The sequence below is a fragment of the Streptomyces sp. NPDC006314 genome (genome assembly GCF_040613075.1).
GTDB lineage: Bacteria > Actinomycetota > Actinomycetes > Streptomycetales > Streptomycetaceae > Streptomyces.
In genome coordinates this window covers 141,694-158,089 of the sequence record NZ_JBEXRL010000017.1, presented here as the reverse complement: position 1 = coordinate 158,089, position 16,396 = coordinate 141,694, and the positions used below count along the sequence as shown (strand labels likewise).

Genomic DNA, 16,396 nt, shown 5'->3' with positions numbered 1-16,396 from the left:
CCCTCCCGGCTTGCCCGGGCGGCGGCCGGACCCCCGCCCCGCCACGGCGCGCGCCGGCCGCCGCGCCGACGCGGCGGCCGGACGGGGCTCCCTCGTGTCCGCCCGACTGCGCGGGCTGCGGCCGGAGCTGGCGGCGGCCGGGCTCGGTCCTGGAGTCGCCGTCAGCACCGAACCGCGCCTCGCGCCCGCCGGGCCCGGCGAAGCGTCCGCGGTCGCTTCGATGCCGCCGCACCGCCGTCTGGAGTTCCTCGCCGGCCGGCTCGCCGCACGCCGTGCGCTGCGCGCGGTGGGGCTGGACTGCGGGGAGATTCCGCGTGCGGGCCGGCTGCCGCGCTTCCCGCCCGGACGGGCGGCGTCGATCTCGCACAGTGCGGGCGTCGCGGTCGCCGTGGCCCGCGCGCCGGGTCGTGACACCCCGCTCGGCTGTGATCTGGAACTGCGTCCGCTTCCGGCCGGCGCGGCCCGGCTGGTGCTGCGCGAGGACGAGGAGGAACTGCTGCGCGCCACCCGGCCGGGGGCCACACCGTGGTCGGTGACGTCGCTGTTCTCGGCGAAGGAAGCCGCGTGGAAGGCCCTGCACACGCACCAGGAGGACCTGGCCGGCGGTGCGCTGAGGAGCCTGCGAGACCTGCGGGCGTCGCCGCGCGCGGACGGGTTCCGGGTCGAGGCGCGGGCCCATGCGGGACTCGCCGTGCACGTCCACGTGATCGCGGCCGGCCCGGGCGTCTTCAGTACGGTCCTCGGCTGGGCCGGCCGCTGACCGCGCGGCCCACCTGCGCACAGGGGGCCGGCGGCTCGCCCGCCGGCCCCCGCATGGTCCGCTACGCCGGCGCGTTGACCAGGACCGCCATGTTCCCCGCCGGGTGGCGGTTGTCATGGATGAGCTGGTGCGCCAGGCCGATCTCCTCGAACCCGAAGGTCCGTGACAGACACGGGTCGACGACGCCCTGGTCGATCAGCCGGGTCACCTCCCGTGCCTCGCGGGCGCTCGCCACGTGCGAGCCCTGCAGGCGCTTCTGCCGCATCCACAGAAACCGCAGGTCCACGTCGCCGTTGTAGCCGGTGGTGCCGCCGCAGATGACCACCATGCCCCCGTTGTCGCACAGGTACATGGACGTGGGAATGGTGTCGGCTCCCGAGTGCTCCAGCACGACGCGCGGGCTGCGCCGCTCGCCGAGCACCTCCCAGAAGCGACGCCCGAAGGCGCGGGCCCCGGCCAGCCAGCGGCCCATCGCCGCCTCGTCCGACGTGTCCGGCATCCGGCCCCAGTGCTCGAACTCACGCCGGTCGATCCACCCCTTGGCGCCGAGCCTCACGCAGAACTCGCCGCGCTCCTCGCTGGAGACGACCGCGACCGGGATGCCGCCGACGTGCCGGACGAGTTGGATGGCGATGCTGCCGAGGCCGCCGGCGCCTCCCCAGATCAGCACCGGGTCGCCGGGCCGGACCGTGTGCGGCTCCCAGCCGAACAGCTGACGGTAGGCGGTGGCCGCCGTCGCCATGTAGCAGGCGGCCTCCGCCCAGGACAGCCGGGCGGGCTTCGGGTGGCACATGTAGTCGTCGACGACCGCGAACTGGGCGAAGGATCCGTAGTTCTCCTCGTATCCCCACACCCGCTGGGTGGTGGAGAAGGCCGGGTCGCCGCCGAGGCGGATGTCCTCGGCCGACTCGTCCCAGCGGCTGGCGAGCACGACGACCTCGTCGCCGAGCCGCACGCCGCGCACGTCCTCGCCCACGGCCCACACGATGCCGGACAGGTCGGAGCCACCGATATGGAAGTCCTCGGCGGCACCGGCCTTCTGCCGGGCGGCGATCACGTCGAGCGGGTGTCCCAGCGCCGCCCAGACGTTGTTGTAGTTGACGCCGGCCGCCATCACCTTGACGAGCACCTGCCCGCGCCGGACCGGGGGCACGTCGACGATCTCGGTGCGGAAGGCGTCAACGGGCTGCCCGTAGCGTTCACGGCGGATGAGCGAGGCGAACATCTTCCTCGGCACGGTGCCGAGTTCCGGCGCGTCTCCGAGTGCGTAGAGGTCCTGGGTCGCGATCGCGGTCACGTGGGATCTCCTGGACGGTCGGGGCCCCCTGGGGGCGGGAGGACGGGTGTGGGGCCGGTGGGCGGGTCGCCGGCCCGGCGCAGCGCCTTGGCGACCGCGGCGCCGATCAACGCGATGGGTTCGGTTTCGGTCATCTCGTAGTGCCCGCACGGCACACGGTGGGTGTGGAGGGTCCCGTCGACGTGGGGCCGCCAGCCGTCGGCCTTGCCGGGCAGCACGGCCAGGTCGCCGTGGAAGTCCGTGGCCCGCTCCTGGGCCGCGCTGAAGAACAGCACGTCTCCGCGGAAGACGCCGGGCCCGAACTGGGGCGCGATGCGCAGGTTGTTCCGCATGACCGCGGCGATGGCCGCCGCCTCCGCGCGGGTCACCGGCGAACTCGTCGGATCCGCCGTCACGTTCGCGTCGATGCGGTCGAGGACGGCGGCCACGTCCGGGGGTTCGGCCGCGTTCGGCTCCGCCGGCAGGCCGGCCACCCTCATCAGCAGGGCCGCCACCTGCCGTTCGGCGGCCGCGGCGTCGTATCCGGTGCCGTACGGCTGCGGGGCGTCCAGCATCGCCAGCAGTTCCACCCGCTCGCCCCGCTCCTGCAGGGCGCAGGCCATCGCGTGTGCCACGAATCCGCCGTACGACCAGCCCAGCAGCCGGTAGGGGCCGTGCGGTTGCACATCGCGGACGAGGTCGACGTAGGAGGCGACCATGGCGGCGGCGTCCCGTGCGGGCGGCCGGGAGCCGTCGAGACCCGCGGCCTGGATGCCGTAGACCGGCTGGTCGCCGCCCAGGTGGGGCAGCAGGCCGGTGTAACGCCAGGCCACGCCTGCCCCGGGGTGGACGCAGAACAGCGGTGCGGCACTGCCCTCGGTGCGCAGCGGCAGCAGCGGTCCGAGGGCGTTCACGCCGCCGCGCACCGGCTGCGCGCCGGTGTCGTCGGTCGCGGCGAGGACACCGGCGACGGTGGGCGCGGCCAGCAGCGCCGCGGCGGGGACGTCGAGCACGCCTGCCTGCCGCAGCCGGCCCGCCAGCAGGACGGCGCGCATCGAGTCGCCGCCCAGGTCGAAGAAGTTGTCGTGCACGCCGATGCCGCCGATGCCGAGGGTCTCCTCCCACATCCGGGTGACCACCTGTTCGAGGTCGGTACGCGGGGGCATGTGCTCGGTCGTGAGCCGGGGCCGCGGACCGAGGACCGGCCCGGTGTCCGCCGCGGCAGCGGGGTCCGGCGTGCCCGGGTCGGTGCGGGCGCCGGGGGCGTCGATCCAGTGGCGGTGCCGTTCGAACGCGTAGGGGGGCAGAGGTACCCGCCGGGGCGTTCCCGGCACCGGCGGCAGCGCGGTGTCCACGCCCGCGCTCCACAGCTGTCCCAGCGCCTCGGCGAGCACGAACCCGTCGGCGGCGTCGGCCTTGGCGTGCCGCATGGTGGTCACCGTCACCGGTGTCTCGGGCGCCAGCTGGGCCATGGCCAGCTTGGTCAGGGTGTCCGCCGGTCCGATCTCCACCAGGACGGGGCGCCCGCGCTGCCACAGGGCCGTGATGCCGTCGGCGAACCGCACCGTGTGGCGGGTGTGGTCGATCCAGTGCCGGACGGAGGTCGCCTGGGCGTCGGTGATCCAGGTACCGGTGACGTTGGTGACGAACGGGATCCGGGGTGGGCGCAGGGTGACGCCGCGCAGATGTTTCTCGTACGTCTCCAGCACCGGGTCCAGGACGTGGGAGTGGGCGGCGGCGGGTATGCGCAGCCGGCGGAACGGCATCTCCCGGCGGGCCAGTTCGGTCTCCAGACGCGCCACGGCGGCGTCGTGTCCGGCGACGGTGCAGGCGGCGGGGCCGTTCACCGCGGCCAGGGACAGCTCGCCGTCGAGGAGCGGCAGCACCTCCTCGACCGGCGCCGCCACCCCGACGGTCGCCCCGCCGGCGGAGCTGATCAGGCGGATCCGCTCGGTGACCAGGGGCAGCATGTCGTCGAGGTCGATGGTCCCGGCCAGGCAGGCGGCCGTGTACTCGCCGAGCGAGTGGCCGATGAGCGCGTCCGGGCGCACGCCGGCCGCCATGAGGGTGCGGGCGAGGGCGTATTCGGTCACCACCAGGGCGAGGAACACGCTCGTGTCGTCGGACTGCCGCTGCTCGTACAGGGGGGTGCGCAGATCGGCACCGAGAACGGGGCGCAGGATGCGCGCGCACTCGTCGACGGCGTCGCGGTAGACGTCGTACTCGCGGTAGAGCTCCGCTCCCATGCCCGGGTACTGGGTGCCGCCGCCCGGCAGCAGGAACGCCACCTGGGTGGGCTCGTCCGACCGGGGCGGGGTGCCGGGTACGGCGGTGCGCAGCGCCGACAGGGCCTCGTCTCGGGAGGCGGCCGTCACCGCCAGGCGGTGGCGCAGCGCAGGCCGGCCGGTGCGCAGGGAGTGCGCGACGTCGTCCAGGCGCAGGTCCGGCCGCCGCTCCAGGTGGCGGGCGAGCCCCTCGGCCTGGCCGCGCAGGGCGCCGGACGTGCGCGCGGACAGCGGCAGCACCAGGCGGCGGCCGTCCTCGGGCGCACGCGGCGGGGCGGGCAGGGGGCGCGGTGCCTCCTCCAGGATGACGTGGGCGTTGGTGCCGCCGATGCCGAAGGCGCTGATCGCGGCCCGCCGCGGGTGGTCCGCGGCGGGCCAGTCCTCCAGGGCGGTGGGCACCCGGAAGGGGCCGGCGGCGAAGTCGATCAGCGGGTTGGGCTGTTCGAAGTGCAGGCTGGGTGGGATCTGCCGGTGTTCCAGGGCGAGGACCGTCTTGATGAACCCGGCGATCCCGGCGGCCGCTCCCAGGTGGCCGATGTTGGTCTTCACCGAGCCCAGGGCGCAGTAGCCGCGTCGCCGCGTGGACTGCCGGAAGGCCTCGGTGAGCGCGGACACTTCGATGGGGTCGCCGAGCCGGGTGGCGGTGCCGTGCGCCTCGACCAGGCCGATGGTGTCGGCTGCGACCATCGCCTGGGCCTGTGCGGCCAGGACGACCTCGGTCTGTCCGGCGGCGCTCGGCGCGCTGAAGCCGACCTTGCGGCGCCCGTCGTTGTTGACGGAGCTGCCCCGGACGACGGCCCGGATGCGGTCGCCGGCCGCCAGGGCGTCCTCCAGCCGTTTGAGGACGACGGCGCCGACGCCGTCGCCGGAGGAGGTGCCGGCGGCGTCCGCGGCGAACGCACGGCAGTGGCCGTCGGGTGAGAAGGGACCGTCGGGCACGTACCGGTAGCCGAGCAGTGCCGAGGGGTTGAGGGAGGCGGCGGCGGCGAGCGCGGTGTCGCACCGGTAGTCGAGCAGATCCTGGCAGGCGGTGTGCACCGCCACGAGCGCGGTGGAGCAGGCCGTCTGCAGCGACACGCTCGGGCCCGTCAGCCCCAGCTCGTAGGAGACGCGGGTGGCGAGCGTGCCGAGGGAGTTGGCGGTGGCCGCGTGCACCAGTTCCACCGACCCGGGCTGCCCGGCGTACCGCGGATGCACGTGGGCGGGGTAGTAGCGGCTGTCACCGCTGCCCGCGTACACGCCGAAGGTGCCGTTGTCGGCGGTGGGACCGAGGCAGCCGCCGTCCTCCAGCGCGTGGTAGGCCGTCTCCAGCAGCAACCGCTGCTGGGGGTCGACGACGGCTGCCTCGGCGGGGCTGTAGCCGAAGAACCCGGAGTCGAAGCGGTCCATTCCCTCCACGACCGACGCCATGCGGACCAGCGACGGGTCGTCCAGGTCGCGTCGGTCTCCGCCGGCGGCCAGGAACTCCTCGTCGGTGATGGGCCGCACCGACTCGCGTCCGGCGGCCAGGTTGTCCCAGAACGCGTCCAGGTCGTCCGCGCCGGGGAATCGGCCGGCCATGCCGATCACGGCGACGGCGGGTGCCTGCTCGTCCTGCGGTGGGGTGGTCTCATGCATCGCCTCGGTCCTTCCCGTGCCGTGCGGAGCGGCGGGCACGGGCCGCGCGCTGCCGCTGGGCTTGTTCCTTGGCGCGGTCCAGCCCGCTCGGCGGGGTCCCGGCACGCTGGGGCGACGTCTCCGGGTCCGCCGCCCGCGGGTCGCCCACGGTCTGCGGCCCGGTCAGGGCCGCCAGGTGACGGGCCAGGTCGCGCACGGTGGGGTGCGCGAACAGGTCGACGACCGGCAGCTCGCGGCCGAAGGCCTGGTTGACGGCGCTCTGGGCGGCGATCAGGAGCAGTGAATTGCCGCCCAGATCGAAGAAGTTCTCGTCCCGGCCCACCCGGTCGCGGCCCAGGACGGCGCACCACAGCTCGGCGAGCCGGTTCTCCAGGCCGATCAGCCGCTCCCCCGCGTCGGAGACCGCCACCGGCTGCTCGGCGCTGCCGGCCGCGCGCAGCACCCAGTGGTCGCAGTCGGCGGCGCCGGCCGCCGCCCGGTACAGCGCGCCGAGGTCGGCGCCCTCCTCCAGGGCGACGCGTCCGGCCAGCCGCCGCACCTGTCGGGCGGGTTCGAGCACATGGCTGCGCACCCAGGGGGCGGTGCGGTCGGCGCCGATCAGCAGGTGGGGTTCGTCGAGGGTACGGGCGAGGTCGAAGGAGCGCAGCGCGGCGGTGGTGTCCAGCAGCCGGTAGCCGCGGGCCTCGGTGAGCGGGGCGAGCCGGTAGCCACTGCTCATGCCGCGCTCGTGCCACATGCTCCAGGCCAGGCTCTGCGCGGGCAGGCCGAGGGCGCGGCGGTGCAGGGCGAGCGCGTCGAGGTAGGCGTTGGCCGCGGCGTAGGCGGTGTTCATGGCGCCGCCGAAGTAGCCGTTCACCGAGGAGAAGGTGACGAAGGAGGTGACCGGGTGGTTTGCGGTGACGCGGTGCAGGGTCCAGGCGCCGCGGGCCTTCGCGTCCAGTGCCTCGTGCCAGGCGGCGGCGTCCAGTTCACCGACGGGTCGTTCGACGAGGGCGCCGGCCAGGTGCAGTACCGACACCAGGGGCATGCCCCATGCCTCGGTGGCCGCGTCGACCGCCGCCCTCACCTGGCGTTCGTCGGTGACATCGGCGCACAGGTACCGCACGTCGCCGAGTTCCCGCAGCCGCCGGTAGGCCTCGACGCGGGCGGCCATGGGCGCCCCGTCGGCCAGGTGCCGCTCCCAGGTGTCCTCCGCGGGCAGCGGCGTACGCCCGAGGAGCAGGAGCCGGGTGCCGGGCGTCTGGAGGAGGTGGGCGGCGAGTGCGGTGCCGACACCGCCCAGTCCCCCGCTGATCAGGTGGAAGCCCTCGACGGCGGACGGTTCCTCGCGAGCTGCCGGGTCGGGTGGCGCGGCCAGTCGGCGGACGTAGCGTTGTCCGCCGCGCCGGGCGACCTCCGTGTCGGCGGGTGTGTTCACCGCTTCGGCCGACAGCAGGGGTACGACGTCCTCGTCGCCGTTCGGGTCGAGGTCGAGGTGGACGCAGCGCAGCCGGCCCAGCTCCTCGGGCAGTGACTTCAGTACGGCGCCGGCCATGGCGTGTGCCGGGGCGGGACGGTCCTGCCCGGTGACCGCCTGGGCGCCCGCCGTCACGTACAGCAGGTGGGCCGGGCCCGGTCCGCCGGGCCGGGCGGCGAGGGCCCGGGCGAGCGTCAGCAGGGAGGCGACGCCCGGCTCGTCGGGTGATGCCTCGTCGGCCGGGCCGGTGTGCAGCGCGCCGAGGTGCACGATGCCGTCGACCGGCCGCTGGTCGGCGTCCAGGGCCCGCAGCAGCGCCGCGTGGTCGGCGTCCTCGGCGGGCCGGATCCGGTAGTGGGCGGCGTCCAGCCGCGCGTACGACGCGCCGTCGGTGACCAGGGTGCACAGGCCGCCGTCGGCGCGCAGCGACCGGGCGAGGCGTTCGGCGAGGTCCCGCGCCCTCGGGTCGCCGCCCGCCAGGACGAGGGTGTGCCGGCCGGCCGCCGCGGCTCGCGGGCGGTGCTGCTCGGCCCGCTGCCATACCGGCCGCAGGAACCAGTCGGGCAGGGTCGCGGCGGTGCCCAGCAACAGCTGGGCTCCGCGGACCGCTTCGTCGAAGTCGCCCGCCTCGAACCTCTTGCGCAGCTTGGTCCGCTGGATCTTGCCGATCTCGGTCTTCGGGATGTCGCCGGTGTCGACCGGGACGAGGAAGGCGGGGCTGACGCCGATCTCCCGGGTCACCTTGCCGGCGATCTCCCGCAGCGCGGCGGCTCGGTCGGGTCCCGGGGCGAGGTGGAAGAACAGGGCGAGTTCGTCGGTGGGCCGGGACGGGTCGGAGCGGACCGCGCAGGCGGCGGTGAAGCTGCGGACGACGCAGGGCAGTTCCTCGACGCAGGCTTCGATCTCGTGGCTGTAGTGGTTGACGCCGTTGACGATGATGACGTCCTTGGCGCGGCCGGTGATGTACAGCTCGCCGTCGCGCAGGAACGCCAGGTCGCCGGTGTCGAACCAGCCGTCGTCGGTGAACGCCTCGGCGTCGGCGGCCGCGTTGTCGTGGTAGCCGCCGGTCACGGAGGTGCCGCGGACCTGGAGCCGGCCCACGTCGCCCTCGGCCAGCAGCGTGGTGTGCTCGTCGACGATCCGCATGGCGAAGCCGGGGTAGGGCAGGCCGCAGCTGACGAACGTCTCGTCGGTGCCCGTCGGCTCTGCCGGCAGGACGGAGTCGGTGACCACCGAGCAGGTCTCCGACATGCCCCAGCCGGGATGCATCACGTCCTGCGGCAGCCCGAAGGGCCGTAGCGCGTGCAGGAATCCGCGAGCGGCGGTGGCCACGACGACCTCGCCGGCGTTCATCACCAGCCGCATCGGCGTCAGGTCCCACTCCCGGTCCCGGAAACGGTGGGCCTGTTCGGCCAGCAGTCCGAAGGCGAAGTTGGGGGCCCAGGTGACGGTGACCCGGTGCCGGTGGGCGAGGTCCATCCAGCGAAGCGGCTCCCGGAGGATCCAGGACGTGGGCGCATGGACCTGCCGGCAGCCCAGGTACACGTCCCTCAGGTGGAACATCACCACGCCGGTGACATGGTCGAGCGGAATCCAGTTCAGGGAGACGTCCCGCTCGCCGAGTCCGTTCACGGCCTCGGTGGCGGCGGACCGGGCCAGCACGTTGCGGTGGGTCAGGCGCACCGCCTTGGGCAGCCCCGTGCTGCCGGAGGTCATCAGCATCAGGATGAGGTCGTCCGGCTCGGCGGCGTACCAGTCGCGGTCCTCGGGTGCGTCCCTGAGAGCGTCGGCCGTCGTCAGCCGCAGGGCGGGCCAGTGCTGCCGGTCCGCCAGGTCGCGCAGGCCGGACTCGAGTCCGGGCGAGCACACGATCCGGGGCCGGCCGAGCATCCGCCAGATGCCCTCCAGCTTGGTGAGCGCCGCCGAGGGCGTGGCGTAGGAGGCGGGAACGGTCAGCGGGACGGCGACGAAACCGCCGAGGATGCAGCCCCACAGCACGGCGAGGAAGTCCTGGCTCGCGTCGCACTGGAGGATCACCTGGTCGCCCGGGCGCAGCCCGGCCCGCCTCAGCCCCGCGAGGACCCGGGAGGCTTCGGTGACGAGGGACGCGTAGTCGCGCCGCGTCTCGCCGCCGTCGGCGTGCACGTGCACGATGTCGCCCCGGGCCCGCTCGGCGGCGCGTACCAGGGCCTGGGCCCAGCCGGGCACGGAGGGTTCGGCCGGCTCCGGTCCCTCGCTGAGCGCCGGTTTCGCGTCGGTTGCCGTGGGGGCGCTGCCGGCCGGTGCCGGTTGCGGGGTGCGGCGTGGCGGTCCGGCGTGCCGGCGGCCCAGTTCCCCGGGGGCGTTCTCCACCACGACCTCCGCCGTGCCCACGCCGGCGATGTGGGAGAGCCGCTGCTGCCAGGCCTCGGCCGCGGCGCCGTCGACCAGGGGCAGGGCGTCGAGGGCGGCTGTGTCGAGAGCGCCGTCGGCGGTCCGGGGCAGTGCGTTGACCGCGGTGACGCGCACGGTGCCGGCGCCGGTCCGGTCCAGGGTCCGTTCGACGCCTTCGGTGGCGTCCGCGCGGCCCGGTACCACGAACAGCCGTGGCGGGCTGCCGTCGGCCGCGGGCAGGGCGGCCGCGTCGCGGATGCCGGGCACGGACAGCGCCGCGTCCTCCAGCTCGGCGGCGCCGGCCGGGCGCACCGCGGCGCAGGTGCGGGGCCCCGGCGCCGGGAGCCCGCCGAGCCGCACGTCCGGGTCCGCGCACACGGTGTGCAGCAAGCGGCGCAGGGCGCGCGCGAAGTCCTCGGCCGTGGCCGCGTCGTAGAGGTCGGTGGCGTACTCGACATGCAGCTCGAGACCCTCGGGGGTGCCGTCCGGGGTGTGCCGTTCGAGGACGTCGACGAAGAGGTCGAACTTGGCGGTGCCGGTGGCGGTGGGCCGCAGCGGCACCTCCCGCTCGTCCAGCCGGAGCACGGCGGGTTCGTTGTTCTGCAGGGCCAGCATGACCTGGAACAGTGGGTGGCGGCCGGGCACGCGTGGCGGGTTGAGTTCGTCCACCAGCCGGTCGAAGGGCAGGTCCTGATGGTCCAGGGCGGCCAGGTCGCCCGGGCGCAGCCGCGCCAGCAGTTCACGGAAGCCCGGGTCGCCGGAGGTGTCGGCGCGCAGCACGAGGGTGTTGGTGATCAGACCGATCAGGTCGTCCAGGCCGGGTTCCGAACGGCCGGCGACCGGAGCGCCGACCACGATGTCCTCTCCGGCGCCGCAGCGGGTGAGCAGGGCGCTGACCGCGGCGTGCAGCACCATGAAGAGGCTGGCGCCCTCGCGCTCAGCGAGGCCCAGAAGGTTCCGGTGGAGGGCGGCGTCCACGTGCTGCGTGACATGGGCGCCGCCGCGAGGTGCAGCCGGACGGGGCCGGTCGCCGGGCAGGGTGCACTCCTCGGGCAGGCCGGCGAGTGCCGCGCGCCAGTGCGCGGTCAGCCGCTCCGGGCGTCCCGTGCCGTCCGGTTCGGGCGCGAGCAGGGCACGCTGCCAGAGGGTGTAGTCCGCGTACTGCACCGGCAGTGCCTGCCACGTGGGGGCCGTCCCCGCGCGGCGCGCCGCGTAAGCGGCGTTCAGGTCGTCGGCGAGGGGCCGCAGCGACCAGCCGTCGGCCGCGCTGTGGTGCAGCACGAGCAGCAGTGTCCGCTGCCCGCCGGTCCCGAACAGCCAGACCTGTAGGGCGCTTTCGGCGGTCAGGTCGAAGCGGTGCCGGGAGGCCGCGGTGACGTGCGCGTCGACCTCGTCGGCCGGGCAGTCCACACAGCGCAGCCGCGGGCGCAGCTCTCCCGGCGGCAGGATCCGCTGGTACGGCACGCCCTCGCTCTCGGCGAACACGGTCCGCAGGCTCTCGTGCCGGTCGGCGAGGTCGGCCAGCGCCGCGCGCAGCGCCCCGGTGTCCACGGCGGGCCCGAGCGGTACGACCAGCGGGATGTTGTACGTCGCCGTCGAGTCGTCGAGCCGGTTCAGGAACCACATGCGCTCCTGGGCGAACGACAGCGGAACGCGTTCGGGGCGGTCCGCCTCGCCGAGGACGGGGCGCCCGTGAGCGGTGCCGGGCCGGTCGCCGAGCCGCTGCCCGAGGGCGGCGGGGGTCGGTCCCTCGAACAGGGCGGTGATGGGCACCTCGGCGCTGGTCTCATGCCGGAGGCGGGCCAGCAGACGGGTGGCGAGCAGCGAGTCGCCGCCCAGGTCGAAGAAGTTGGCGTCCGTGCCGACCGTGTCCCGGGGCAGCCGCAGCACCTCCTCGAACAGGCCGCACACCAGCGTCTGCTCGGCGGTCGCGGGGCGTGCGCCGGCCGCTGCGGCGGTGAAGTCGGGCGCGGGCAGGGCGTCGACATCGAGTTTGCCGTTGGCGGTCAGCGGAAGGGTCTCGACGGGCACGCAGGCCGCGGGGACCATGTGGTCGGGCAGGTGGGCGGCGGCGTGGGCGCGCAGCTCGGCGGGGCTCGGCGGCCGGCCGCCGGCGGCCACGGTGTAGGCGACGAGCTGCTGGGCGCCGTTGTCGGCGCGGCGTACGACGACGACGGCCCGGGAGATCCGCGGGTGCCGGGCGAGGACGGCTTCGATCTCGCCGGGTTCGACGCGGAAGCCGCGCAGTTGTACCTGCTGGTCGGCTCGGCCGAGGTAGTCGAGGGTGCCGTCGGCGCGGCGCCGGGCCAGGTCGCCGGAGCGGTACATGCGGCCGCCCGGCGGCCCGAAGGGGTCGTCGAGGAACCGCTCGGCGGTCAGCTCGGGCCGGTGCAGGTACCCGGCGGCCACGCCCGCGCCGGCGACGTACATCTCGCCGACGGCGCCCGGCGGCACCGGCCGGCCCTCGGAGTCCAGCAGGTACACCCGTAGATCGGCCAGTGGCGTGCCGATGACGCTTCCGCGGCGGGGGTCCTCCAGGTCGGCCGGGGTGATGCGGTGGTGGGTGACGTGCACGGTCGTCTCGGTGATGCCGTACATGTTCACCAGTGCCGGGCGGTCGAGGCCGTGCCGGCCAGCCCACGGGCGCAGCCGCCCGGGGCGCAGGGCCTCCCCGCCGAAGACGACGTGGCGCAGCGCGCCCGCAAGGGCCGGTGAAGTGCCGGGGGGCTGTGCGCTGTCCGCGTCCATCAGCTGCTCGAAGGCGGACGGCGTCTGGTTGAGGACGGTGACGCCCTCGTGGTGCAGCAGTCTCAGGAAGTCCCGGGGGGAGCGGCTGACGGCGTACGGTACGACGACGAGCCGGCCGCCGTGCAGGAGGGCGCCCCAGATCTCCCACACCGAGAAGTCGAAGGCGTAGGAGTGGAACAGTGTCCAGACGTCGTCCGCGCCGAAGTCGAAGTGCTCGGCCGCCGCGGCGAAGAGCCGGACGACGTTCGCGTGCGCGACGGGCACGCCCTTGGGGCGGCCGGTGGAGCCGGACGTGTGGATGATGTACGCGATGTCCGCCGGGCTCGTCGGGCCCGTGCGGTCGGTGTCGGTCAGGTCGTCGGCCGGCCGAGCGGCGAGGTCCGCCGCGACCGCTGGGTCGTCCAGGACGACGGCGGGGACACCGTCGCCGAGGCGTTCGGCGAGGCCGGCCTCGGTGACGAGGAGGAGGGGGGCCGCGTCCTCCATGACCAGCCGCAGGCGTTGCGCCGGGTGGCCGGGGTCCATGGGAAGGTAGGCGGCGCCGGTCTTGAGGACTGCCAGCAGGGCCGGTAGCAGCCGCAGGCTCCGGTGCAGCGCCAGCGCCACCACCCGGCCGGGCCCCGCGCCGCGCTCGGCCAGGAGCCGGGCCAGCCGGTTGGCCTCGGCGTCGAGTTCGGCGTAGGTGAGCTCTTCGCCTTCGTGAGTGACCGCCACCTGCTCGGGCCGGGCGTGCACCTGCCGCCGGAACAGATCGGTGAGCGTCGCGGTGACGGGGAAGTCCCGCACGGGCCGGTCGCGCAGGTGCTCGCCGGGCAGGAGCAGGTCCAGCTCCCCGAGCGGTGTCGTGGGCGCGGCCTTCGCCAGCCGGCGCAGCAGGGCCAGGAACCGGTCGCGGTGGAGGGCGAGTTCGTCCTCGTCGTACAGGGCGGGGTTGGCGTCGAAGGCCAGCCAGAGCCCGCCGGGCCGGTTACCCGGCCTCACGGTGATCTGGAGGTCGTCGACGGCGCCGCCGGAGAGGTGGTGCCAGCTCGCCGGGTGCCCGCCGAAGGCCAGGGTCTCGGTGAACGGGACGATGTTCAGCACCGGACCGTACAGCCGGCGCCCGGTCCCGAGCAGTCCCAGGTCGCGGCGGATGAACTCGCCCCGGTACTGCTGGTGTCGGCGCAGCGCCGCCAGTTCCGCGGCCACCGCCCGCGCGAAGTCGGCGAGGGGTGTGCCGGGAGTGGCGGCCACGCGCAGCGGCAGGACGTCGGAGGTGGTGCCCGGGGTGCGCAGGGCCGCGCTGCCGAGCCGGCTCATCGTGGCCATGCCCAGCACGAGGTCGTCGGCGCCGGTCATGCGGTGCAGGTAGGCGGCGACGGCGGCGGTCAGCAGGTCGGTGCGCGTGACGTCCAGCCGGGCCGCGGCGGCGGACAGGGCCTCCGCGTCGGCGGCGTCCACTTCCGCGGTGTGACGCAGGAACGGGGCGTGCGGGGCGGCCGTGCGGCGGGTGAGCCGCGCGGGCTCCGGCAGTCCGGCCAGCCGCCGCGTCCAGTGTCCGCGGTCGCGAGCGCAGCGGGGGGAGGCAAGGTAGGCCTCCTCCTCGCTCCGCAGCCGGCTCACGGGCGCGAAGCCGCTGGGGGCGGGCTCACGTCCTTCGGTGAGCGCGGTGTAGGTGTCGGCGAGGCGACGGCCGAGGAGCTTGTAGCTGTAGCCGTCGAGGAGGATGTGATGGGCCCTCAGCAGCCAGATGTGCCGATCGGCGGCGAGGGTGAGGAGGGTGTGCGAGAACAGCGGGCCCTTGTCCGGGTCCACCGGGGTGGCCAGGTCCGTGCGGATCAGCTCCCACGCGGCGCCCTCCGGATCGTCGGCGTCGCTGACGTCGACCTGGTGCAGCGGCCAGTCGTCGGCGTCCGGTGCCGGGTGGCATCGGGGGCCGTCGTCCGTGTCGAGGAAGCGCAGCGCGAAGGTACCGGCCTCGCCCACGGTGCGGCGCAGCGCGGTCTCGAACAGACCGGTGTCGAGGGCGCCGTGGATTTCCACCGCCTCCGCGGTGTTGTACGCGGCGCTGTCGGGTGCCAGCCGCTGCGCGTACCAGAGGCCTTCCTGGGCTCCGGACAGCGGTCGACGTTCGTCCTCGTGGAGTGACTCCTCGTGGAGTGACATAGCACAACCCTCACGTGGCAAGCCGTAATGTCCCGGCCGGGAAGAGCCCGGCCGGTCGGACAGGGGTGCGACCTCGGCCCATGGGGCGGGAAAGGACGGTCGCACGCCGAGGGCGTGGCCATGTCGCGGCCCCACCGCCGGTTGACGAGGTCCTCACGCTGTGACATCCGGGCGGACCCGGTCAAGCCCGTCCGGCCCGGCGCGGGCGAATTCAAGTGTTTCCCTGAAGAACGCGGGGGCCGGGATAGAACCGGATCCGGCAAGCTTTAGGGAAATTACGCGACTTTCGCTCGGTGCTTGTCCTCGAGTGGATTCGCGACGGTCCGGCGATGCACTCTCGAAAACGTTGAGTCGAACCCGCGGCGGTGACGAGCCGTCAGCAATCCGGGGTTTCGGGAATGGGCGGACGGAAAGAGGGCCGAGGACATGCACCGTGCGTTGTGTCCGGTGGAGACGCTGTACGTCGGGCAGAGAAGCAGGGCGGTGCTCTCCAGCACCTTGCGCGGTCATATCGACGTCGGAGCGCTGACGGCGGCGTTCGACGCGACCACGCAGGCGCACCCGTCGCTGCGGACCCGCATCGTGCCGGACGCCGGGGGTTTCCGGCTGTGCCTCCTGGACGAGGGCGGGCGGCCACGGCTGACCACCCGGACCGGCGACGAGGAGGATGCCTACGCGGCGGAGCTGAACACTCCGCTGTCGCTCGGTGGGCCGCTGAGCCGCGCGGTCCTGGTGAGCGCCCCGGAGGGCGATGGTCACCTGTTCGTCCTCTCGGTGGACCACACCATCACGGACGGGCACAGCAGCATCGCGCTGCACCACGAGATATGGGACCGCTACCGGGTTCTGGTCGAGGGCGGGGAGGATCCCCGCGCCACGACGGGGCTGCCTGGCGAGGCGCCGCACTGGCCCGAGCCCGTCAGCCGGTTGCTGCCCGACGCCGATCAGGCGGAGACCACCCGGTACCTCGAGCAGCGCATCGAGGAGACACGACGGCACCCGGTGGAGCTCGTTCCCTACGATGTGCCGCCCCCGGCCGCCGGCGACGGCCGCATCGAGGTCGGCCGGCTGACCCTCGACGAGGAGCGCACCACCCGGCTGCGGCGCACCGCACGTCAGGCGGGCGTTTCCGTACACGCGCTGATCTGCGCGGCGCTGCTCTCGACGGCACGCCGACGCCTTGCGGGCAGCGGCCCGCGCACACTCGGCTGCCTCTCCCCCGTCGATCTGCGGTCCCGGCTGTCACCGCCGCTGCCCGCCCCGGTCATGGTGCCCGCCGTCACCACCCACCTGCAGACCCTGGACGTCTCCCGGGAGACGGACCCCGTCGCGCTGGCCCGCACCGTCCACGCTCGGCTGAGGGACTTCGTCGCGAGCGGAGGCCCGTACCACGAGATGCGGATCACGCCTGAGATCCCCCGCAATCCGGCGCTACAGCTGGCGACGGTGATCGCCACGAACATGGGCGTCGTCCCCGGCCCCCGGCTGCCGGACGGGCTCCGGGCCACCGACGTCCGGCTGGTGCCCGCCCGTGAGCAGTACTTCCCCCAGACGGGCCGCAGCCCCGTCATGGCCTGTGTCGTCTCCTTCGAGGGACGGCTCGCCATCGAGTTCCCCCACTTCACCGCCTGTTTCAGCCCGTCGTTCGTGGGAGCTGTCCGCGACGAGGTCCTGGACAGGCTCGTCGCCTTCACCGACGCCGCCGAGACCGCCTCCGCACAGGCGGGTTGAGGGCG

General features: G+C 74.4%; 5 protein-coding genes. 2 read left to right on the top strand and 3 right to left on the bottom strand.

Annotated features, from left to right (window positions below; all coding sequences use genetic code 11):
- Window positions 1-94 precede the first annotated feature (94 nt).
- On the top strand, window positions 95-760 hold the full coding sequence (locus tag ABZ079_RS27575; RefSeq protein ID WP_356942148.1) for a 4'-phosphopantetheinyl transferase superfamily protein: 666 nt from the start codon (window positions 95-97) through the stop codon (window positions 758-760).
- 61 nt (window positions 761-821) lie between these two features.
- Here ABZ079_RS27575 and ccrA read toward each other — a convergent pair whose 3' ends face one another.
- Genes ccrA through ABZ079_RS27560 form a run of 3 tightly spaced genes read right to left on the bottom strand, consistent with a single transcriptional unit; the run spans window position 822 to window position 14,660 of the window.
- Complete coding sequence (gene ccrA, locus ABZ079_RS27570; protein ID WP_356942137.1) at window positions 822-2,057, bottom strand: crotonyl-CoA carboxylase/reductase; 1,236 nt, start codon at window positions 2,055-2,057, stop codon at window positions 822-824.
- Window positions 2,054-5,938 (bottom strand): beta-ketoacyl synthase N-terminal-like domain-containing protein, encoded by a 3,885-nt coding sequence (locus ABZ079_RS27565; protein WP_356942136.1) that lies wholly within the window; start codon window positions 5,936-5,938, stop codon window positions 2,054-2,056. Before ABZ079_RS27565 ends, ccrA begins: the two co-directional genes overlap by 4 nt.
- Window positions 5,931-14,660 (bottom strand): amino acid adenylation domain-containing protein, encoded by an 8,730-nt coding sequence (locus tag ABZ079_RS27560; protein ID WP_356942135.1) that lies wholly within the window; start codon window positions 14,658-14,660, stop codon window positions 5,931-5,933. Before ABZ079_RS27560 ends, ABZ079_RS27565 begins: the two co-directional genes overlap by 8 nt.
- 426 nt (window positions 14,661-15,086) lie before the next feature.
- On the opposite strand from ABZ079_RS27560, the gene ABZ079_RS27555 reads away from it, so the two are divergent.
- On the top strand, window positions 15,087-16,391 hold the full coding sequence (locus tag ABZ079_RS27555) for a condensation domain-containing protein (protein WP_356942134.1): 1,305 nt from the start codon (window positions 15,087-15,089) through the stop codon (window positions 16,389-16,391).
- The last annotated feature ends 5 nt before the right edge of the window (window positions 16,392-16,396 follow it).